The 22,010-nt window shown below is 33.2% G+C and carries 24 protein-coding genes and 1 pseudogene; 8 read left to right on the top strand and 17 right to left on the bottom strand.

The annotated features are described in order from the left end of the window. Positions 1-28 precede the first annotated feature (28 nt). Complete coding sequence (locus HMPREF2578_RS10320; protein WP_061544112.1) at positions 29-991, bottom strand: oxygen-dependent tRNA uridine(34) hydroxylase TrhO; 963 nt, start codon at positions 989-991, stop codon at positions 29-31. A 259-nt stretch (positions 992-1,250) separates the two neighbouring features. Here HMPREF2578_RS10320 and HMPREF2578_RS10315 point away from each other — a divergent pair, with 259 nt between their 5' ends. Next, a complete protein-coding gene (locus HMPREF2578_RS10315; protein WP_061544111.1) occupies positions 1,251-2,231 on the top strand; it encodes an SMP-30/gluconolactonase/LRE family protein in 981 nt (326 codons plus the stop codon). A gap of 178 nt (positions 2,232-2,409) precedes the next feature. After that, entirely contained in the window at positions 2,410-4,056 is a 1,647-nt protein-coding gene (locus HMPREF2578_RS10310; protein WP_048761906.1) for a phospho-sugar mutase, read from the top strand. Between the two features lie 73 nt (positions 4,057-4,129). Here HMPREF2578_RS10310 and HMPREF2578_RS10305 read toward each other — a convergent pair whose 3' ends face one another. From HMPREF2578_RS10305 to HMPREF2578_RS10275, 7 genes are read right to left on the bottom strand one after another with little or no spacing between them, the layout of a single operon-like run. Beyond that, complete coding sequence (locus tag HMPREF2578_RS10305; RefSeq protein ID WP_017175519.1) at positions 4,130-4,984, bottom strand: urease accessory protein UreD; 855 nt, start codon at positions 4,982-4,984, stop codon at positions 4,130-4,132. Further along, positions 4,984-5,598, bottom strand: a complete 615-nt coding sequence (ureG, locus tag HMPREF2578_RS10300) for an urease accessory protein UreG (protein ID WP_017175518.1) — start codon at positions 5,596-5,598, stop codon at positions 4,984-4,986. Before ureG ends, HMPREF2578_RS10305 begins: the two co-directional genes overlap by 1 nt. Positions 5,599-5,610: 12 nt before the next feature. Further along, positions 5,611-6,300, bottom strand: coding sequence for an urease accessory protein UreF (locus tag HMPREF2578_RS10295; protein ID WP_017175517.1), 690 nt, complete (start codon positions 6,298-6,300; stop codon positions 5,611-5,613). Next, a complete protein-coding gene (gene ureE / locus HMPREF2578_RS10290; protein ID WP_002449547.1) occupies positions 6,293-6,745 on the bottom strand; it encodes an urease accessory protein UreE in 453 nt (150 codons plus the stop codon). The genes HMPREF2578_RS10295 and ureE overlap by 8 nt, the downstream gene beginning before the upstream one ends. Before the next feature lie 11 nt (positions 6,746-6,756). Then, the gene (gene ureC / locus HMPREF2578_RS10285) at positions 6,757-8,472 is read right to left on the bottom strand and encodes an urease subunit alpha (RefSeq protein WP_017175516.1); all 1,716 of its coding nucleotides are present in this window, start codon (positions 8,470-8,472) and stop codon (positions 6,757-6,759) included. After that, positions 8,472-8,879 (bottom strand): urease subunit beta, encoded by a 408-nt coding sequence (locus tag HMPREF2578_RS10280; protein WP_017175515.1) that lies wholly within the window; start codon positions 8,877-8,879, stop codon positions 8,472-8,474. Before HMPREF2578_RS10280 ends, ureC begins: the two co-directional genes overlap by 1 nt. A gap of 13 nt (positions 8,880-8,892) precedes the next feature. Continuing rightward, complete coding sequence (locus HMPREF2578_RS10275; protein ID WP_002449337.1) at positions 8,893-9,195, bottom strand: urease subunit gamma; 303 nt, start codon at positions 9,193-9,195, stop codon at positions 8,893-8,895. 200 nt (positions 9,196-9,395) lie between these two features. On the opposite strand from HMPREF2578_RS10275, the gene yut reads away from it, so the two are divergent. The 4 genes from yut to pbp4 all read left to right on the top strand — a co-directional run bounded on the left by yut (position 9,396) and on the right by pbp4 (position 13,889). Further along, positions 9,396-10,298 carry an urea transporter gene (gene yut, locus HMPREF2578_RS10270; protein WP_048683235.1) on the top strand — a complete coding sequence of 301 codons (903 nt, stop codon included), beginning with the start codon at positions 9,396-9,398 and terminating at the stop codon, positions 10,296-10,298. Positions 10,299-10,414: 116 nt separating this feature from the next. Then, positions 10,415-11,293 carry a ribokinase gene (locus tag HMPREF2578_RS10265; RefSeq protein WP_048683236.1) on the top strand — a complete coding sequence of 293 codons (879 nt, stop codon included), beginning with the start codon at positions 10,415-10,417 and terminating at the stop codon, positions 11,291-11,293. Positions 11,294-11,432: 139 nt separating this feature from the next. Further along, positions 11,433-12,572 (top strand): polysaccharide deacetylase family protein, encoded by a 1,140-nt coding sequence (locus HMPREF2578_RS10260; RefSeq protein WP_049379393.1) that lies wholly within the window; start codon positions 11,433-11,435, stop codon positions 12,570-12,572. A 165-nt stretch (positions 12,573-12,737) separates the two neighbouring features. Continuing rightward, positions 12,738-13,889, top strand: coding sequence for a penicillin-binding protein PBP4 (gene pbp4 / locus HMPREF2578_RS10255; protein WP_049379394.1), 1,152 nt, complete (start codon positions 12,738-12,740; stop codon positions 13,887-13,889). A 94-nt stretch (positions 13,890-13,983) separates the two neighbouring features. Here the strand turns inward: pbp4 and HMPREF2578_RS10250 are convergent, their stop codons facing one another. Next, positions 13,984-14,568, bottom strand: a complete 585-nt coding sequence (locus tag HMPREF2578_RS10250) for a TetR/AcrR family transcriptional regulator (RefSeq protein WP_048761900.1) — start codon at positions 14,566-14,568, stop codon at positions 13,984-13,986. A gap of 196 nt (positions 14,569-14,764) precedes the next feature. On the opposite strand from HMPREF2578_RS10250, the gene HMPREF2578_RS10245 reads away from it, so the two are divergent. Then, positions 14,765-16,540, top strand: a complete 1,776-nt coding sequence (locus HMPREF2578_RS10245; RefSeq protein WP_049379395.1) for an oleate hydratase — start codon at positions 14,765-14,767, stop codon at positions 16,538-16,540. Between the two features lie 60 nt (positions 16,541-16,600). Here the strand turns inward: HMPREF2578_RS10245 and HMPREF2578_RS11410 are convergent. The 8 genes and pseudogenes from HMPREF2578_RS11410 to HMPREF2578_RS11405 all read right to left on the bottom strand — a co-directional run. Further along, positions 16,601-16,869, bottom strand: a pseudogene (locus HMPREF2578_RS11410) (excinuclease ABC subunit UvrA); the annotation flags it as partial. 91 nt (positions 16,870-16,960) lie between these two features. Further along, positions 16,961-17,746 (bottom strand): arylamine N-acetyltransferase, encoded by a 786-nt coding sequence (locus HMPREF2578_RS10235; RefSeq protein WP_061544110.1) that lies wholly within the window; start codon positions 17,744-17,746, stop codon positions 16,961-16,963. A gap of 79 nt (positions 17,747-17,825) precedes the next feature. Beyond that, entirely contained in the window at positions 17,826-18,461 is a 636-nt protein-coding gene (locus HMPREF2578_RS10230) for an ABC-2 transporter permease (protein WP_070508468.1), read from the bottom strand. Beyond that, positions 18,461-19,306 (bottom strand): ABC transporter ATP-binding protein, encoded by an 846-nt coding sequence (locus HMPREF2578_RS10225; RefSeq protein WP_002449350.1) that lies wholly within the window; start codon positions 19,304-19,306, stop codon positions 18,461-18,463. The genes HMPREF2578_RS10230 and HMPREF2578_RS10225 overlap by 1 nt, the downstream gene beginning before the upstream one ends. A gap of 30 nt (positions 19,307-19,336) precedes the next feature. Continuing rightward, positions 19,337-20,059, bottom strand: a complete 723-nt coding sequence (locus HMPREF2578_RS10220) for a DUF3169 family protein (protein WP_061544109.1) — start codon at positions 20,057-20,059, stop codon at positions 19,337-19,339. Continuing rightward, the gene (locus HMPREF2578_RS10215; RefSeq protein ID WP_049334900.1) at positions 20,056-20,259 is read right to left on the bottom strand and encodes a helix-turn-helix transcriptional regulator; all 204 of its coding nucleotides are present in this window, start codon (positions 20,257-20,259) and stop codon (positions 20,056-20,058) included. The genes HMPREF2578_RS10220 and HMPREF2578_RS10215 overlap by 4 nt, the downstream gene beginning before the upstream one ends. Positions 20,260-20,385: 126 nt before the next feature. Further along, the gene (locus HMPREF2578_RS10210; RefSeq protein ID WP_256275864.1) at positions 20,386-20,709 is read right to left on the bottom strand and encodes an Rrf2 family transcriptional regulator; all 324 of its coding nucleotides are present in this window, start codon (positions 20,707-20,709) and stop codon (positions 20,386-20,388) included. Continuing rightward, positions 20,687-20,869, bottom strand: a complete 183-nt coding sequence (locus tag HMPREF2578_RS11405) for a hypothetical protein (protein WP_256275863.1) — start codon at positions 20,867-20,869, stop codon at positions 20,687-20,689. The genes HMPREF2578_RS10210 and HMPREF2578_RS11405 overlap by 23 nt, the downstream gene beginning before the upstream one ends. A gap of 135 nt (positions 20,870-21,004) precedes the next feature. Between HMPREF2578_RS11405 and HMPREF2578_RS10205 the strand changes: the two genes are divergently transcribed. Continuing rightward, on the top strand, positions 21,005-21,925 hold the full coding sequence (locus HMPREF2578_RS10205) for a DMT family transporter (RefSeq protein ID WP_061544108.1): 921 nt from the start codon (positions 21,005-21,007) through the stop codon (positions 21,923-21,925). The last annotated feature ends 85 nt before the right edge of the window (positions 21,926-22,010 follow it).

Raw genomic sequence — 22,010 nt, 5'->3', positions numbered from 1 at the left:
GGTTGATACTTATAAAGGGTACATGTCATTATGCGTGAATATGTTCAGGAACATCTTTAAAGTTTTCTAAACGACGATTCCATTCTTCATCACTAATATGGTGTTTTGCAACGTAGCGATTACGCTCATGTTTGGCACAGTCATATGAACATGCGCCAAGATATTTTGCTTCATTTTCTTCGGATACTAAAATTTGTTTATTACATTCTGGATTTGCACAGTTAATATAACGTTCGCATGGTGTGCCATCAAAGTGTTCTTTACCAATCACTGTTTTGTCTACATGGTTCACATCGACACTAATACGTTCATCGAAGACGTACATTTTGCCATCCCAGTACTCACCTTTTGTTTCTGGGTCTTTACCATACGTAGCAATACCGCCATGTAATTGTCCTACATTTTCAAAGCCTTCTTTTACAAGCCAGCCTGAGAATTTTTCACAACGGATACCACCCGTACAATAAGTCACAATGTTTTTACCGTCTAATTTTTCTTTATTTTCACGAATCCAATCTGGTAAATCTCTGAAGCGTGTAATATCTGGACGAATGGCACCGCGGAAATGACCTAAGTCAAATTCATAATCATTACGTGCATCTAAAATAACAGTGTCATCATCTTCTAATGCAGCTTTAAATTCACTAGGTGAGTAATATTTACCAGTTGTCACACGTGGATCAACATCATCTTCTAAACCTAAAGCAACAATTTCTTTTCTAGGACGTACGTGCATTTTTTTGAATGCATGACCCTCAGCTTCATCAATTTTGAAAGTCATATCTTTAAAACGTTCATCTGCATGCATATGTTCAATATATTTATCTGTATCTTCTTTTGTACCAGATAATGTACCGTTGATACCTTCTGTAGATACTAAGATTCTACCTTTTAAGTTATGTTCTTTACAAAATGCTAAATGTTCAGTAGCAAATGTTTCAGGGTCATCAATTGTTGTATATTTGTAATACAATAACACTCTATAATCCATTTTCTGATTCTCCTCTAAAAGTTAATTTATCTGTATGTTAAACGTATCTAAATTGTTATTTATATAAAAATCGACATTATAATATTTTAACAAAATTATAACTTCTTTCAATATTTGCGCTCATAAATCAGCCAAGTGACCTATACAAGGAGAAACATTTTACTTATTGAAATCGATTACATATAGTAAGCTTAAGTTTAGAATATTTCAAGCGTATAATAAACTATGTAAATGAATGACATAAGGAGGCTTATTTAATATGACAAATAATGAATTACCTAAATTAACGTATAGTGGTAAGTCTAAAAGTGTGGTTCCTATTGTTTCTGAAAGTGAATTACAAACAGTTACAGCTGAACCATGGCTAAAAATTTCAGATGAAGGACTTCAACTTGAAGGACTTAATTTTGATAGAGAACATAACTTATTTTTATGTGAAGTATTTGGTGGAAAGATTTTCAAAGTTAATCTACCAAGTAAAGATATTTCTGTAGCGTTTCAATCAGAAAAACAAAATCCAGCTGCAGTAAAAATTCATAAAGATGGACGATTGTTTACATGTTACTTAGGTGACTTTGAATCTACAGGTGGTATTTTTGCAACTGATGAACATGGAGAACACTTTGAAGAGATTATTTCAGAAATCAATACAGATTATTGTATTGATGATATGGTATTTGACAGTAAAGGTGGTTTTTATTTCACCGACTTTAGAGGGTATTCAACGAATCCTAAAGGTGGCGTCTACTACGTTTCTCCTGATTTTAAAACGGTAACACCAGTGATACAAAATATTTCTGTTGCTAATGGTATCGCACTTAGTACTGATGAAAAAGTACTGTGGATAACTGAAACAACGACGAATCGCCTTCACCGTATTCAATTAGAAGATGATGGTGTGACTATTGCACCGTTTGGAGCAACCATACCGTATTATTTTACTGGTCATGAAGGACCTGATTCTGTTTGTATTGATAGTGATGACAACTTATATGTTGCAATGTATGGACAAGGCCGAGTTCTTGTCTTTAATAAAAGAGGGTATCCTATTGGTCAAATCTTGATGCCAGGTCGTGATGAAGGGAAAATGTTGCGTTCTACGCATCCGCAATTTATTCCAGGTACAAATCAATTGTTAATATGTACCAATGATATTGAGAATAATTCAGAAGGTGGATCAATGATTTATACAGTAGAAGGTTTCGCTAAAGGACATGAAAGCTATCAATTTCAATCGTAAATAGCTATAAATTACAATTAAAAACATCCTTACTTATCGTAGTGAGGGTGTTTTTGAATTGTATTATTGTAGATAGGATTTTAATTAAAAAAAGATAAGTATCATGTGAAACATAAATAGATATCGATTATACTAAAGAAAAGAATAGGACATACATCATGTATGAGAGGAGTATTGGATGAAAGACAATTGGATAACACATAAAGCAGATAGTCTCGTAGGAACATTCTATGACCAACAATCATATCAATTTCAACAAGAAGGGTTTGAAACGACACTTTCCTTTGGAACAGCAGGTATTCGTGGTCAATTTGGTTTAGGTCCAGGACGTTTAAATCGATATACCATTCAACGTCTAGCTTTAGGAATTGCATATTATTTACAAGATAATATGGCACAACCTTCCATTGTCATTCATTATGACATTCGTCATTTATCAGCAGAATTTGCAGACATTATCGCACATATTTTAGCAACACATCATATAAAAGTGTATTTATCAGATACATATCAAACAACGCCTCAATTATCCTATGCAGTGAGGTTTCTTCAAACATCTGCAGGCATTATGATTACAGCCAGTCACAATCCTAAAGACTATAATGGCATTAAAGTGTATGGTGCTGATGGAGCACAGCTCGATGATATCGCCTCACTTGAAGTGGCTAATTATATTGAGCAATTAGATGATCCACTTCATTTAGAAATTGAATTAAATGAGGCGTTAATTAAAGAAAATATTTTACCCTTACCAGAAGAGATTAATAAATACTACTTTTCGGAAATTAGCCAATTGATTGGTGACATACCTCCATCAAACTTAAATGTGGTGTATACGAGTTTGCATGGTACAGGAACACCTATTATTCCGAAGGTGCTAAGCCACCTTCACTTTAATAACATTGAACTTGTTGACTCACAATGTAAAATTGATCCTGATTTTAGTTCTGTAAAAAGCGCCAATCCAGAAGAACATGAAGCGTTTGATTTAGCTATCAAACAAGCCCAATACTCTAAAGCTGATTTAATCATTGCGACAGATCCTGATGTGGATCGAATGGGATTCGTTGAACGAGATCATGATGGTCATATTCACTATTTTAATGGTAGTGAGATTGGTGCGTTAATGATTAAATATTTAGTTGATCATACGACGCTTCCTAAATATCCAGTCATGATTCAATCCATTGTAAGTGGTGAACTAGGAAAACGTTTCGCAAAGCAACATGGAGTCACTGTGAAGGAAGTCTTAATTGGTTTTAAATTTATTGCCAAGGCCATTCGCGAATTAAATAACGATGAAGCGTTTATCTTTGCTTACGAGGAAAGTTATGGTTATCTTGCGGGAGATTTTGTGAGAGATAAAGATGCCATTCAAATTGTGCCACTTGTGATCAAATATGCGTCAATTTTAAAAAATGAAGGCAAAACCTTACGCGATGCATTAACTGACATTTACGAAGAAATAGGATATTATTGTGACCAACCTATATCTAAAGTATTTGAAGGGCAAAAAGGTCAACAAGAGATTGCAACGTTAATGGAACATCTTCGTCAACACATTCCAGATACGTTGGGCGGATTAAAAGTGATAGCAGTTGAAGACTATCAAAGTCAAAAGAGAATCAATAAACGGGATGATAAAATTGAAACGATATCTCTGCCAAAGTCAAATGTGATTCGGTTGATCTTTGATGAGGGATTTGTTGCATTACGTCCTTCAGGAACAGAACCTAAACTCAAATTCTATCTTTCACTTAATGTTGACGATTTCGAACAAGTTTCGCATGATATCTATCAATATATATTTAATGATAATAAATAAAATAGAAAAATAAGTATAAAAAAATAACACCTTATATCGAGTCTTTATACTCATGATATAAGGTGTATTTTAATTAATATTTTCTTAAAAAGTCGAGTTGACGATGATACAATTTATCAGCAATATAAGCTTGGACGCGTGTAAGCACTTCTTCAATTTCTTGTGTCAGATTAGATAATACACGTACTGTAAAACCATGTGTAGGTAATTGCGTAATACCAATACGGCAATCGTATTGCTTTGTATAATCTTTAATTTCATCATACACATCTTCAATGAATTTTTGCGTTATATTAGGGTGTATACAATAAGCCGAACCAAGATGTGTATAGTTTTCCATATAGCCAATCGAACTCATTTTTGTTTCACTTGGGTGCATGCGTAAATTATCGTAGGTGATAAGCACATCATCTACATAAATTTCATTAATTAAATGCATGTAGTCGTAAGTGAATGGTGTGTCTTTTTCAGAATAGCCTGGGGTTAAAATATCGGTATAGAACATTGATGCACTTTTATCTAAATTAAAGACGTTATGTTGGAAAAACTTTGCTCTTTCATAAGCAATAATAGGATCTCCTACATATTCCATATAACCATCTTTTGCTATATTGAATGTTTGGTATTGTTTCACGCAATCGTTTAACGTCTTATATATTTTAGTTGCACCTTGAGAGGTCAAAGTGACTTTAGCATCTTCTTCAACATTAATATCCATACGATAACGATCGCCATCTAAATAACCACCGCCAACATTTACGATATAAAATGTTGGAATCGTAGAAAAATTTAAATAAATTGGACGAATAACCTTTAACGCTTTTTCGAAAAAGATATTACGGGCAACAGAACGCTCACCATTATTAAAAACAGTGAGATTCAATTGTCCAGTCCAAGAAGGTTTTGAATCGAATTGATGTTGTACCATTAAGCTAATCCTTTAAGTAATGCATCGCGTTCAATCCATTCAATGACATTATCTAAACCCTCGTCGGTTTTTAAATTTGTAAATGTGAAGGGACGATTGCCACGAAATGTTTTAGTATCTTCTGCCATTTGGTCAAGTGATGCACCAACAAATTCTGCTAAATCTGTTTTATTAATGATAAAGTAATCAGATTTAATCATACCTTGTCCACCTTTACGTGGAATTTTTTCACCTTGAGCTACATCGATGATATAAATAGAGAAATCTACTAATTCAGGACTGAAAGTAGCAGCTAAGTTATCGCCACCTGATTCGATGAAAATAAGTTCAATATCCTCATGACGATCTAATAATTCATCGATTGCAGCAAAGTTCATTGATGCATCTTCACGAATTGCTGTATGTGGACAGCCACCCGTTTCCACACCGATAATTCTATCTTCTGGTAAAACACCAGTATTCACTAAGATTTTTTGGTCTTCTTTTGTGTAAATATCGTTTGTAATCACGCCAATACTCATATCTTTTGATAGACGACGTACAAGTTTTTCAATTAATTGTGTTTTACCTGCACCTACAGGACCGCCTACACCAATTTTAATTGGATTTGCCATGTATATTACCTCCTATGAAATAAAGATTCTCACGTTTACGTTTTCATGCTCCATTTGATTCAGTTCTAAGCCAGGAGCTGTTAAACCGAAATCTTCTTCGCTTAATGTGAGAATGTGTTGTCGTGTCCGTTCGATATGTGGAATCATCTCCGTCACAACTTGTTGTCCTATTGTTTGACCTAAGGGAATTGCACGTACTGCATTTTGCGTTAAACTGGAAACATTCTGATATAGATAGTAATCAATAATCGTTTCAATATCGACGCCTAAATAATGTCCTAGCATTGTAAAACAAATAGCTGGATGCAGTTTTGCACGTTTATCTTTCATTTGTTGATGATACCAATTAATCCATGGACTATCATAAAGTTCTATAGCAAGTTTTACCATACGTGTACCCATTTGTTTAGTACCTACACGTGTTTCTCTTGGTAAACTTTGGACATAAATTAATTGATCAAGGTGTAATACTTTTTCTGTATCACCATTATTTAAAGCGTTATAAACTAAACGCATTGCAAGGCCATCTGAATAGGTTAACTGCTCATTTAGAAAGAGTTCTAACCATTCTCTAAATGATGTAGCATCATGAACTGTCTGACGTTGAATATACGTTTCTAGTCCAAATGAATGACTAAATGCGCCAGTAGGGAATTGTGAATCACAGAACTGAAATAGTCGTAAATGTGAATGATTAATCATGTGAGTGACCTATATGTCTGAAGGCTTTATTCACTTTTCGATCTTCATGGCTATAGGGAATACCTAGCGTTTTTAATAAATCTTCTACTAGGTAGTCATATTGTACAAGCATTTCAGTTTCTGTGAATTGCGCAGGTAAATGACGATTACCTAATTGATGCGCAATATCTCCCATTTCTTGTATGTTACGCGGCTTAATGACAAGTAAATCTTCCGAGTTTACATCTACTACAATCATATTGTTGTCATCTTGATATAAAATATCGCCATATTGTAAATCGATAGGTTGTTTTAAACGAATACCGATTTCATTACCGTGATCTGTTGTGACACGTTGAATACGTTTAACCAGATCAGAGTTTTCAAGATATACTTTTTCTACATGCTTTTGTTTTTCCTCTGCAGAAAGGTTAGCGATATTGCCTTGAATGTCTTCTACTATCATCTGAGTACCTCCTAGAATAAGAAGTATCTTTGTGCTAATGGTAATTCAGTTGCTGGTTCACTTGTGATTTTTTCACCATCTACAAATACTTCATATGTTTGTGGATCAACATCTAATTTAGGTGTTGCATCGTTATTTTTCATATCTTTTTTAGTAAGATTACGGATACCATGGACTGGTCGAACCATACGTTCTAAGTTTAGTTGGTTATAAATACCATTTTCGTATGCTGTTTTAGAAACGAATGTAATCGCAGTGTGTTGTTTATTTGCACCATATTGACCATACATTTTACGATATTTCATAGGCTCTGATGTTGGAATAGAAGCATTTGCATCACCATTCACAGCTGAGTTAATCAATCCACCTTTAACAACAAGTTCAGGTTTTATACCGAAGAAAGCTGGATTCCATAGAACTAAGTCAGCTAATTTACCTTTTTCGATTGATCCAACATAGTCAGAAATACCATGTGTAATCGCAGGGTTAATTGTATATTTTGCGATATAACGTTTAATACGATTGTTATCGTTATAGTCAGTATCACCTTCTAGAGCACCACGTTGTTCTTTCATACGATGAGCTACTTGCCATGTACGTGTAATGACTTCACCCACACGTCCCATAGCTTGAGAGTCAGAACTTACCATGCTAAATACACCCATATCTTGTAATACGTCTTCAGCTGCAATCGTTTCTTTACGAATACGTGAGTCTGCGAAAGCAATATCTTCAGGGATAGATGCATTTAAATGGTGTGTAATCATAACCATATCTAAATGTTCATCTACAGTATTATGTGTGTAAGGTAATGTTGGGTTTGTAGATGAAGGTAAAATATTCGGATACGATGCAGATTTAATTAAATCTGGCGCATGTCCACCGCCAGCACCTTCTGTATGGTACATGTGTAAAACACGGTCTTTTACAGCGGCCATTGTATCTTCCATGAACCCTGCTTCATTTAATGTATCAGCATGTAGAGCAATTTGTACATCAAATTCATCTGCTACATCCAATGCATGACTTAACGCTGAAGGAGTTGCACCCCAGTCTTCATGTACTTTTAAACCGATCACACCAGCATGAATTTGTTCAATTAATGCAGTGTGGTTTACAGCTTGTCCTTTACCAGTGAAACCAACATTAATTGGTAAATCTTCAGCAGCTTCTAGCATACGATGGATATGCCAAGGTCCAGGTGTAACGGTTGTAGCTTTTGCACCTTCTGATGCACCCGTACCACCACCGATATGTGTTGTCACACCACTTTCAAGCGCAACTTCTGCTTGTTCGGGGTTAATAAAGTGAACATGTGTATCGATACCACCAGCTGTTACGATTTTACCTTCAGCAGAGATAATATCAGTTGTTGAACCAATAATAATATCTACGTTATCCATGATATCAGGGTTACCTGCTTTACCAATGGCAAAGATATAACCATTTTTAACACCGATATCTGCTTTAACAATTTTGTCATAATCTATAATTAATGCATTTGTTAATACTAAGTCAGCCACTTTGCGGTCATCACGTGTAACGTTAGGGTTTTGAGCCATGCCATCACGAATAGATTTACCGCCACCAAACGTTGCTTCTTCACCGTAATTTGCATAATCTTTTTCAACAGTTGCAAATAAGTTAGTGTCACCTAGTCGTACTGCATCGCCAACAGTTGGACCATATAAACTTGTATACTGAGATTGAGTCATTTTAAAGCTCATTACTGTTTACCTCCCATTTTGTTCACATTTTTTTCGCCATTATCACCTTTTGGCGCAGCATATTCATCATTTTCACCAGTTGGACGATAAACGCGATCTTCGTCAATTTCACCGTTAACTAAACCTCTGAAACCATAAATTTTACGGTTACCAGCATATTCAACGAGTTGAACTTTTTTCTCATCACCAGGTTCAAAACGAACAGCAGCACCAGCAGGAATATCTAAGTGTTTCCCATATGCTTTTTCTCGATCAAATTTTAAACCTTCATTGGCTTCAAAGAAATGGAAATGTGAACCAACTTGAATTGGACGGTCTCCAGTATTTTTAACATTGATCACTGTTTCAAAATGACCTTGATTAATTTCAACTTCTGTATTTTTTATTTTAATTTCACCAGGTTTCATTTAAAAATCCTCCTTACACGATTGGATGATGAATAGTGATTAATTTAGTTCCATCTGGGAATGTTGCTTCAATTTCAATATCAGTCAACATGCTATCAACGCCTTCCATGACATCATCTTTATTTAAAATTTGTTTACCGTAACTCATTAAATCAGCTACAGTTTTACCATCACGTGCACCTTCTAGTAATTCATCACTAATAAGTGCTAATGCTTCTGGATAATTTAATTTTAAGCCACGTGCTTTACGTCGACGCGCTACTTCAGCAGCTACCACGATCATTAATTTATCTTGTTCCCGTTGAGTAAAATGCACTGTTATACCTTCTTTCTTTTAAAAATAAGTACTGCAACATTAATCATAAAACTGTAGAATATTTTTAACAAGTAATTTATCTTTTAAATTTATTTAAAATCACTTTTTAAATTAAATTTGTATATATTTTTAATGTTACAAAAGTGTTTAAAAGGTATAATAATTAGAAAGGAAATGAATAAAATAATAAAGGTGAGTTTATGAAATATGTAGAGATTTTCTTAAAAAATATTGCTCAAGTCGTATTTATGAATAATAAATGGTCAGGGCTGTGTATTCTTATAGGATTATTTATTGCAAATTGGAAAGTTGGATTAGGGGCAGCAGTGGGAAGTCTCATTGCACTTGTTCTAGCGCCGTACTTTAATTATAGTGAGGATGAAATCCATGATGGATTAGCTGGATACAATTCAGTATTAACAGCAATCGGGTTAGCATTATTCTTAGAAGTATCTTTAATGAACTGGATTGTACTTATTGTGGCGACCACTCTTACTTTACCAGTTGGAGCTGCAATCCGAGAAATTTTAAAACCATATGGTCTACCCATGTTAACTTTTCCATTTGTCTTTATGACTTGGTTAATTTTAGCAATGGGCATGCAATTTTCAAAAATGCATATCACAATAGATATTTTGCCTACTAAAATTAAACATCCAGACATCAGTCATTCACATGTGAATTTTATTAGCGGTATGATTACAAACTTTAGTGAAATTTTCTTAGTGACATCAATGATGGGTAGTCTGTTAATTATTATTGGCATTTTTATTGGTTCAGTAAAAGGCGGTATCTATGCGATAGTATCAAGTATTTTAGCAGTGGTATGTATCACATTACTAGGTGGAGACTATCCCACTATTACGGATGGATTGTACGGCTATAACTCAATATTAACGGGTATTGCGTTGGGTGCAACATTTAAAACAAAATTCAATCCGATCCTTGCAGTGATTACTGGCTTATTATTAACAGTAGTGATGCATGGTGCATTAGCTACAACATTAGCCCCAATTGGTCTTCCTATTTTCACTGCTCCATTTATTTTTGCAACGTGGCTTGTGATGTTTGCTGGTAAAGAGCAGCATGAAGTTAAAATCTAGAACATATTATTGAGAGTGAGATCGCATTTATTTTTGAATGTGTTATCTCACTCTTTTTTATTATTTATGCTAATTTAGATATGATATGGATGAGAAAGAAAAAGGAGAGGGTTAGTATGAAACGTATTTATGTTGTGGGAAGTATGTCGATGGATTTGGTTGTGTCGACTGACCAAGTGCCAAGTAAAGGTGAAACCGTATTAGGAAATACATTTTTCACTACACCAGGTGGTAAAGGCGCGAATCAAGCAGTGGCAGCAGCAAGGTTAGGTGACCATGTTCACATGGTAGGGTGTATTGGCGATGATACGTTAGGTAAACAAATTCTTGAAAATCTAAAGCATAATTATGTAAATGTTGAATATGTAAAAAAAGTAGAAGGACCTTCAGGTACTGCTCACATTACCCTAGCTGATAATGACAATAGTATTATTGTTGTCCCTTCAGCAAATCATAAAGTGACAGTTTCTTTGGTAGACTCAGCTTTGTCAAAAGCAAATAAAGGAGATATTGTGTTACTTCAACAAGAGATTCCAGCTGACGTTGTCGCTCACGCTGTTCATTATTGCTATGAACATGAACTCACTTCTATTTTAAATCCAGCTCCATATAGAGACATTTCAGATGATATATTGGAACAAGTGACATACTTAACACCAAATGAAACTGAAAGTGAAAATATGTTTGAAGGAGACATTGAACAAGCTTTAGAACGTTATCCTGATAAACTGATTGTGACACAAGGTGCATTGGGCGCTGTATTTTACGATGGTATAGAACAAGTTGAAATTCAAGGTATTGAACGAGAAGTAAAAGATACAACAGGGGCAGGGGATACATTTAATGGTGCGCTTGCAGTCGGATTACAAAAAGACTATTCACTTGCTAAAGCTATTGCATTTGCTAATGTCGCCGCTAGTCATTCAGTTACAGCACTTGGCGCACAAGGTGGTATGCCCACAATAAATGATATAGCTCAAGATTTAGATATGTAGGTTTTGTATATAAACGTGTTAAGTCTATTTTAAAATAAGCGTATTCAAAAGTTGAAACACATCTATTATAAATAATATAAAATTATTATATAATGTTGGAAGGTATTATAATATTTCTATAAATTAAAGGAGTAACTATATGACTAAGACATATTTACTTAGCACGCTTATTGTTTTAATATCTATATTTTTATGTGCATGTCAATTTTCAACATTGTCATCATCAAAGAAAGACACTAACAAAGATAAAGAAAACATTGCAAATATGTATACGAAAAAAAGTACTCAGAATAAAAAAGATTGGCAAGTGTATCAAGGTGATATTGCACATGTATTTTATCATCCAGTGATTACTGAACCTAAAGTCGCTTTTACACAAGAGAAGAATCAAGCTAAGGGTAATTTTGATTGGATGATTACAGCTGATGAGTTTAAGCGTTCATTAAATGAACTTTATAAACACCATTACATATTAATAAATCCACATGAGGCTTATGATTTAAAAGGGAAGACAGTTACTAGAAAAGAATTAAAATTACCTAAGGGTAAGAAACCATTAATTTTATCCATTGATGATATGAATTATTATGAGTACATGAGAGGTCATGGATATGCAGATCGTTTAGTGCTAGATCAGAAACAACACGTCGTTTCTGAAACTAAAGATAAAAATGGTAAGGTAACAACAAGTGAAACAAATGATATTGTACCTATATTGAATCAATTCGTGAAAGACCATCCTGACTTTTCACTCAATGGTCAAAAAGGCGTCGTTGCGCTAACAGGATATAATGGCGTGTTAGGTTATCGAACAAATGAGTTAAATAATAAAGATTACCCAAAACGTAAAAAAGAGGCTGAAAAAGTAGTCAAAGCAATGAAACGAGATGGTTGGACATTTGCAAGTCATTCATGGGGACATATCGATTTTGCAAATAGCTCATATCATCAAATTGTTCGTGACACGAAACGTTGGAAAAAAGAAGTAGAGCCAATTATAGGAAAAACAGATTTATTTATATATCCACACGGTGCTCAAGATAGAGGTTCTAAAGCATATCAATATCTTGTTCATGATGAAGGATTTAAATTTTTAGCAGGTGTAGGACCAAATAATTTTACAGATATCGTCAATGATAGTGTCTATCAAGATCGTGTTGCGATTGATGGGTTAAATTTATATGATTTTAAATATAAATTAAAGCCATTTTTAGATCCGAGTAAGGTGTATAGTGAGAAAGATCGTCAATATTTTAAAGGAGATAAATCCTATCAATAGTATGCTATAAACAAAAGAGTTGGACAAACTTCGTAAGACCATTTGTTCAACTCTTCTTTATTTTATAATTAAAGGATATATATTAGATACTTAGTTGTAATTCGCCTATAAAGTTGTTATAAAATATATTATACAATATTATAAAAATAAAAAGTAGGTAATATAATGTTTTTGAAAGTAACACAAAGTATTGGAATACTTAGTTTATTTACATTATTAGGAACTTCAATCTCTCATGCAGCAGAAACACCTGTTGATATTACAAATAAAGAAAGTAATGTCGCAGTAAGTTCAAATTATGAACCTGATGGTGTAACGCTTACGACACAACAAGGCCAAATATTATATAATTTCCAAGGAAATAAAGAAGCGGATCCTGCTTCTTTGTCTAAAATGATGACCATCTATTTAACATTAGAAGCAGTTCATCAAGGAAAACTTAAGTTAGACGATAAAGTTAAAATCACGAGCGCATATGATCAATTATCTAAAAAGCCAAATTTAACGTCTGTCCCTTTAAATCAAGGTCAAATATATACTATTAAAGATTTATTAGTACAGGCAGCCTTACCTTCAAGCAATTCAGCTGCGATGATTTTAGGAGAACAAGTGAGTGGCAATACGTCAACGTTCACAGACAAAATGAATGCGCAAGCTAAGGCTTTTCATATGAAGCATACATATTTTGTGAACCCAGCAGGTGCTGCTAATGATTTACTTGGACAACAAGCACCAAAGAAATATAAACAGGATATTTATCCTAAAAGTACGGCAGAAGATATTGCGATATTATCTCATCACTTAATCGCCAAACATCCAAAAATTTTAAACATAACGCAACTTAGTCAAGATACTCAAAAAGGTTATACTTTTAACAATACTAATTTATCAATTAAACATAAGCCACTTTACTTAAAAGGTACAGATGGATTGAAAACGGGTACGAGTGATAAAGGATATAATATTGCTTTAACTAATCAACAGAATTACCTTCGACTCAATGAAGTGGTTATGAATGTGGCACCGTATATGGATAATAATGCCAAATACAATCGTAATCGAATAGGGAATGCGATTTTTAAACATTATCGTAAAGAATATGAATACAAAAAAGTGTTATCTAAAGGAGAACATAAGATTGACGGTAAGACATATAAAGTAGATAAAAATTTATATGATACCGTTCCTAAAGATAATAAAAAATGGGATATACGAATCAATAAAGATGGAAAAGCCTATGTGCACTATAAACGTGATTTCTTACCAGAAACGACTTATCCGCGAGTAAATGCTAAAAAAGTATGGAAATGGTTCTAAATAAAAGCGGGATACACTTTAACGTACTATTAAATGTGAGATTAATATCAAACAATTTAATAAGTCAGTACGATATTTGTTTCCCGCTCTTGTTTTATTTTAATAACTTTAAATGAACTTCTCTCGCTCCACAAATCATGGTAACGATATCTGAAGACACTTCATCAATGGATTGTTGGCCATACTGAATCCAGTTTAGAATAACGCTTAAAATGCCTCCAGTTAGAAATTCTCCATAAATGAACTCATCTATATAAAATTGTCCAATTTGTTTATCAAATTCAATTTGTCGTTTAACCACTGCATAAATTTGATTATATAAAATTTGATAAACTTCACTATAAATATTGATAGAAATGACACTTTTTACCATTGCTTTGTTATCACTAATGAAAAGTAAAATATCTTTCATAAATTTATTGAAAAATTGTCTCGGATCTTTTGGATCAATTTCAGGCAAATGTAACGTTCGAAAATATTCAATTAATGTACCAACAATATGATTAAGTAAATCATACTTATCATTGAAATGACGGTAAAATGTAGAACGACGTACATTTGCTTTTTCGCATAAATCTTGAATGGTGATATTGTCAAAAGATTTCGTTTCAAGCAAATCTGAGAACGTAGTAATGAGTGCTTTTTTTGTTCGTTGTACACGTAAATCTTGATTATTCATGCTGTTCACCTCTTATTTAGGACATTTTATCAAAAATGTCACTTAAGTTACATTTTTGCTTAACTGACTCACAATAATATTTTATAAAATGATTATAATATAAGAGAAGGGTAGATTAATTTCTAAAGCATTTACTTATAGTTTACTACTTTTCATAGATTACTTAAAAATATAAATAAAATGGGAAGTGAATCATATGTACTATAGTAATGGAAATTATGAAGCATTTGCATGTCCGAAAAAACCTGAATATGTTGCACAAAAATCTGCTTATCTTATTGGCTCTGGATTAGCATCTTTAGCTGCTGCATGTTTTTTAATTAGAGATGGGCAAATGGATGGGTCAAACATTCACATTTTAGAAGAATTATCTAAATCTGGTGGAAGTTTGGATGGTACTGAACTTCCAATGAAAGGCTACGTTATGCGTGGTGGTAGAGAAATGGAAAATCATTTTGAGTGTTTATGGGATTTGTTCCGCTCCATCCCATCACTTGAAATTGAAGATGCTTCAGTTTTAGATGAGTTTTATTGGTTAAATAAAGAAGATCCAAACTACTCAAGATGTCGTGTTATTGAAGAAAGGGGTCAACGATTACCTACAGATGGAGACTTTACTTTAACTAAACAAGCCATGAAAGACATACTCCATTTATGTATGATGAAAGAAGAAGATTTAAATGATGTGAAAATTTCAGATGTCTTGTCAGAGGATTTCATGAATTCAAACTTTTGGATTTATTGGAAGACGATGTTCGCTTTTGAACCTTGGCATTCTGCAATGGAAATGCGTCGTTATTTAATGAGATTTGTGCATCACATTGGAGGTTTAGCTGATTTTAGTGCCTTGAAATTTACTAAATACAATCAATATGAATCACTCGTACGCCCTATGATTGCATACTTAACGTCTCATGGTGTGCAATTTGAATACAATGTTCAAGTGCTTGATGTTAAAGTAGATGTGACTACCAAAGACAAAGTTGCTAAAACAATTGAACTAAAACGAAATGGTAATAAAGAAACAATTCAACTCACACCCGATGATCTTGTATTTATTACGAATGGTAGTATCACAGAAAGTTCAACTTATGGCGATAATCACACACCCGCGCCTCCTACAAAAGACATTGGCGGAAGTTGGAATTTATGGCGGAACTTAGCTAAACAAAGCCCTGAGTTTGGCAATCCCGAAAAATTCTATAAAGATTTGCCAGATAAAAGTTGGTTCGTCTCAGCAACGGTAACGACAAATAACAAGACGGTCATTGAAGCTATCGAACGTTTATGTAAACGGGATCCATTAGCTGGAAAAACAGTTACAGGTGGGATTATCACAGTGAACGATTCTAAATGGCAAATGAGTTTTACTGTGAATCGTCAACAACAATTCAAACAACAACCTAAAGATGAAGTGAGTGTATGGGTATACGCTTTATATTCAGATGAGAAGGGCGATTATATCCATAAACCGATTGTTGAATGTAGTGGTCATGAAATATGTCAAGAATGGTTATATCATATGGGATTACCTATTGATCAAATAGAATGCCTCGCAACACAACATTGTAATACGATTCCTGTATATATGCCTTATATTTGTTCATATTTCATGCCAAGAGCGATTGGCGATCGACCACTTGTTGTCCCTCAGCACTCTCGTAACTTAGCCTTCATTGGTAACTTCGCAGAGACAGAAAGAGATACAGTGTTTACTACAGAATATTCTGTAAGAACAGCGATGGAAGCAGTTTATCAATTACTGGACATAGATAGAGGTGTTCCAGAAGTCATGGCGACAGAATTTGATATTCGTGTCTTATTAGATGCGATGTATGAACTTAATGATCGTAAAGACTTGAAAACATTAGCCGAGCAAAATAAAATACAACAAGTTGCATTACACACGTTCTTGAAAAAAATAAAAGGTACGTTTGTAGAAGAACTCTTGACGCAACATAAATTATTATAATAGTGTGTAGGTAAATGTTAACCCCCGCGTGTTTGAGAGCATGCGGGGGTTAAATCATTATTATTCAATATATCGTCTTAAATGTTTTGCTGTAACAGAGTTGTTAATATCTAGGAGTCCTTTAGGTTCTCCAGCATACAATAATTGTCCTCCATGTTTACCAGCAAATGGTCCAATGTCAATAACCCATCTGCTTCTGTCATCATTGTTAAATTATGCTCGATTAAAATGACAGTATTCCCTTCATCAATCAAATGATTAAAGCATTCAATGAGAATAGGTAAATCGTCTTCATGAAGTCCTGTTGTAGGTTCATCAAAGATAAATATTTTTTAAGTTATTTTGTTTTGCACCAATAATTTCGATATCGGACATAGTTTTTACCTCATTGTTGTTATTACCCGACAATAGTAGATTTATTTACTTTTCTAAAGGAAGAATAGCAACGTCAAGATTAAAATAGGTCTTAAAAAAATCTTTATAATTTTCACGTGTGATAGCGAACTGCTCTTTTTTATATCTTTTAGTAAGAGTAAGGTGATTATAAGACATTGTAGCTCGACCGAAATGTTGTGGCTTTGTAATCATGAGTTGCTTTACAAATATAGATTCAGGATGTGAGGTATTGTAGTTAATCATTTCATCAAAATCATGAATATCATGAGAAATAAACTCTGCTTTATAACGTGTTACCCACATTGTTTCTTCCAGTTTTTGAAGAAGATACGTCGCAGGGGTTTCAAAAATGGCACGAAATTGACCTGTCTTTTCAAACACAGTTTGTGTTGCTTCAATTGAAGTTATTGGGAGTGCTTGTAACGGTAAATCGCCAAATCCCACATCAGCAATATAGTAAACGTTGTTAATAAGAACAACTAGTGATAAATGAGATCCTTTAGGACTGTAGTTGCCATTAGGCTGATGAACGGTTGCTGACATTCGAAACACTTTAAAACCTTTAGCTTCTAAGTAGCTACCGAAAAAGTGGTTCATTTCATAGCAAAACCCACCACGATGTTGATATATAAATTTATTAAATAAATGATCTAAATCGACTGAAATCTTTTCTTTATTTTGAACACTAATATTTTCAAAAGGAACGGTTAGCATAAAACGTTCCATGTAATAGTTAAGTGCATCTAAAGTAGGGTGAGGATAACGTTGAGACTCAATATTTAAATAATCTTCAATTGCTTTAATATCCATAATTTTTCCTCCTTAATCGTTATGTACCAAAATATAAAATAGAACAAACGTGTGTTCTTCAATGAACACACGTTTGTGATTATAGTTCTTGTTTCTTAAAAATAGATAGTGATGAAAAATAAGAAATGACAAAAATAATAAAGCCAAGCAATGCATAACTACCAGTTGCTACTAGAACGAGTGGATTTGAAGCAATTTTACTCATTGAACCGGCTTGTACAAGTATTGGCATAATAGCAAAGAACCACATGGATAAAAATAATGCAACAGCAACAACTGCTGTAGTAAGCATAATGACATTTGAATTCTCAGGACCAAATTTAAATGTGAGTGGAAACATTAATGCATACGTACAAGCCATCCCAATACCTATGAATGCTGAAAATAATGTAACCATAATATCTTGAGTCACGATAAGACAAATGATGGCGCCAATTATCAAACCAAGTAAAATGAGTAAACCATAAAAGGCAAAGTATGCTTTTACATAAGTATGTCTATGTGTAGGAAGGGTAGACACATAGTACATCCATTTAGAATCTTTTTCACGTTTTAAGTTATCTGATACGGGAGATAATAACATGACCATTAGCATGAAACAACACATCATTGGACTAAAAAATGCAAACACAATACTTAATACGATACCAATAATTAAATAGGTTATGAGCGATTTTTTAGAAGCATAAAAACTACTAAGTATAAGTCCTTTCATTATTTATCACCTCGCATAATTAATTTTGTAGCATCATCAATACTTTGAAGCGGGCGTGCTTGTTCAAAGTGTTGACGTTGCTTGACTAACGTTTGACGTTGACCATGACGTATTCGTGAAGCAATGATTACCTCTTGAGGTAAGTCTAAAGGGGAAGTTTCATCTGTTTCGATAATGCCATAATCAGTTAGTAATATATGTTTGTCTTCTTGTAAAAGAATATGACCATCGCGCATAAAAATAAGTTTTGTAGCAAGTTGTTCCATATCCTCTGAAATATGAGATGAAAGTAAAATACCATGCCCTTTTGATACATAATCTTCGAGAATTTCTAACACTTCTTCTCGTCCTGAAACATCCATACCAGCTGTTGCTTCATCTAAGATTAATAATTTTGTCTCATGAGAAAGTGCGATGGCTAATGCTGCTTTCATGCGCATCCCTCTAGAAAAAGTAGAAATTTGATTATTTTTAGGTAATTCAAATGATTGAATAAGATTGAAAAATTGATCACTATTCCAATGTTTAAAAATATTTAAAAATACTTTATCAATCTCTGTTATTGTCAATTTATTCGGTACACGTAAATCATCAAAAACGACACCCACGTGTTCTTTATAATCTTTATCTTTTTCGGAAATAATTTGATTGAAAAAAGAAATCTCTCCTGAATCTTTAAATCGATTACCCACTAATGTGTTAATAAGTGTGGATTTACCTGATCCATTTTTACCAATTAAGCCAATGACCTCACCTGGATTTAAAGTAAATGAAATATCATTTAATTCGAAATTTGAATTCTTATACGATTTATTAAGTTGTTGTACTTGAAGTAAATGTGTCATCTAATGATCCTTTCTTTATAGAAATGAAAACTATGAATGATAAAATTTATATGTTTTTAATAAATGACTAAATCCATTATAAATAAACAAAATGATTAAAATAAAGATCCCTAATGTTTGGGAATGGCCAGTTTCTAATGAATAAAAGCCTAAAAATATTGCACCAATCATAATTAAAGATAGGTTAATATAGAATGTTTTGAACAAGGAGTTAAAGTAAATATGTCGTTCTCCTTCATCTAAAATATTAATTAATTTCTCAGCATAATTTTTTTCTCCTAATTTGGGATAGCGAGAATCAAATTTACGATAAAATAATCCTGTAATTACCGAGGAAATAATCGTTGTCATAAAAGGAAGTAATGCCCAACTGCTAGCACTAGAATTTCCATTTCCTAAGACAATGATAAAAAGAGCAATAAAGCTAATTGTTAATTCTAGATAATAAATAAATGAATTTTGCATATATGCTAAATTAGCTTTCTTATCATATGAATCTGCCTCATCTTCATCAATATGTGTTTCGGATAAACGTTTGTAATGAACGGCCTTTTTTTGAATAATAATTAAATACATACTTAAGACTAGAATAAGCGCCACACAGATTAATGAGATTAAAATGACATTCGAATGTGTAGCATAATGATAATTTCCAAAGAAGTGAAAAGTATGGTTGTAGTTAATGAATAGAGCTATACATCCTCCAACCAGTCCACCCATTAACAAAGTGATTATAAAACGACCTATTTTCATAAATCTTCCTCCTCAATCATAAAGATAGATTCAACAGGTTCATTAAAAATACGAGCTATTTTCATAGCAGTTAAAATAGAAGGTGTAAAGTCATTTCTTTCAATGAGAGATACAGTTTGACGTGAGATGCCTGCTTTTTTAGCAAGTTGCGTTTGATTATAACCTTCTCTCGCTCGTAATTCTTTCAATCGATTTCGCAATCATCATCATCTCCTCACAATTAGTGTAAATTATTATAGTCATTTTGACAAATATATTTGTCAAAATGTATTTAAAGTAAATTATGGGTAAGACTAACGATTGTCTGATGTTAGACATCCGGATGTCTAAAGCGTCTTACTATTTAATCTTATCCACTGTGTAATGTCTTCAAGATTATAAAGCTTGATAATATCTTGATATATATCGTCTAAATTTATATTAGAAAGTGTAGAAATCAATGTATGTTCAATATGATTTAAAGATATACTGATGTTACATTGTTGTGCTTTGTGTCCTTCTTTTTCTCCTAAAAAGTTGGTAAGTAAATGTTGACTTGAGAAGATATTGCCACGACCTTCAATAGCTAAAAAGACATCGTAAAAAGTAATATCTTTGAGTTTTTTTCTAAGTGTAAATCCTCCATTTTTACCAGTTGTTGAATATACCAAATTTTCTTTTACTAATGCTTTTACTATTTTTTTTTAAGTAAGAATCAGAAACTTTAAGTCGCTTGCTTAAAGCGGTAGATGTCATTACTGACTGACGAGGGAGTTGGTTTAAAATTAATAAGACATATATGGCTTGTTCCCAACCGGTAGATAATTTCATATATAAGCCTCCTATCAAACTTATTATATAATATTTTTATATTATATTTAAAAAATAAAGTAGTTCCTATATAATTGTATTTAAAGACAAAATATATCTCAATTATCTTTAATTAAAAATAGGGAGACAACAGCAGTGAAAAAACATTTAAATACTTCAATAACATTTTATATGTCCATTCTTTTTACGACTATTTTTATGGGATCATCTTTTCCAACTGGCAAATATTTAATTTCAAATGAACATGTTCCACCTATGCTTCTTGGTGGATGGCGATTTGTTATCGCAGGATGTATGATGTTAATCCTTACATTTATGAGAAATGGGGAAAGGGGCATTCTACCCACAAGTAAAGGGAATAGTTATAAAGGATTTATATTAGTGTTCGTTATTGGATTTTTACAAACAGCAGGGACGATGGGATTATTAAATTTTGCAATGGCATTTGGCGTGTCTTCTTCTATATCATCTATTCTATTATTTACGAACCCGCTATGGCTGGCCTTTTTAGCCCATTTTATTTTAGATGAAAGGTTAACAAAAATTAAAATTACTTCACTTATACTTGGTGTGTTTGGAGTAGGATTATGTCTCGGATTAGATGAAACATTATTTGGATGGGGAACGCTTTTTGCACTAGCTGGTTCATTATGTTGGTCAATCAATACAATAGTGACAAAAAAGGTAGTGTTTGATAAAGGGCCCTGGGTTTTAACAGGATGGCAACTATTATTCGGTGGTATGTTTATGCTGATAATGAGTCTCGTTTTAAAAGAACATTATACATTTAGTTCTCTTAATCATTGGGGATGGATATGGTTCTTTTGGCTTATTATTCCAGCTTCTGTAGGTTCATTTGGATTATGGTTTTATAGCTTAAGCCAACGAGGGGCAACTACGGCGAGTAGTTTCTTATTTTTAGTACCACTATTTTCGACACTATTTTCAATTATAGGGTTAAGAGAGCCCTTAACGCTTCATTTAATTTTAGGAGGTTTATGCGTTGTTGTGGCATTAATGTTAATTCATCGTCAACCGAGGAAAAATATTTTATAAAATACAATATTCAGTACATTGAATATAAATACATATATTAATAGAAATTAGGTTATATAAAACGTTAGTTAAGTCTTTTGAAGTT

It is taken from the genome of Staphylococcus sp. HMSC072H03, from assembly GCF_001809305.1.
In the GTDB taxonomy this organism is placed as follows: domain Bacteria; phylum Bacillota; class Bacilli; order Staphylococcales; family Staphylococcaceae; genus Staphylococcus; species Staphylococcus hominis.
Note: the sequence above shows the minus strand (reverse complement) of the source record. Positions and strands in the feature narration are given on the sequence as shown.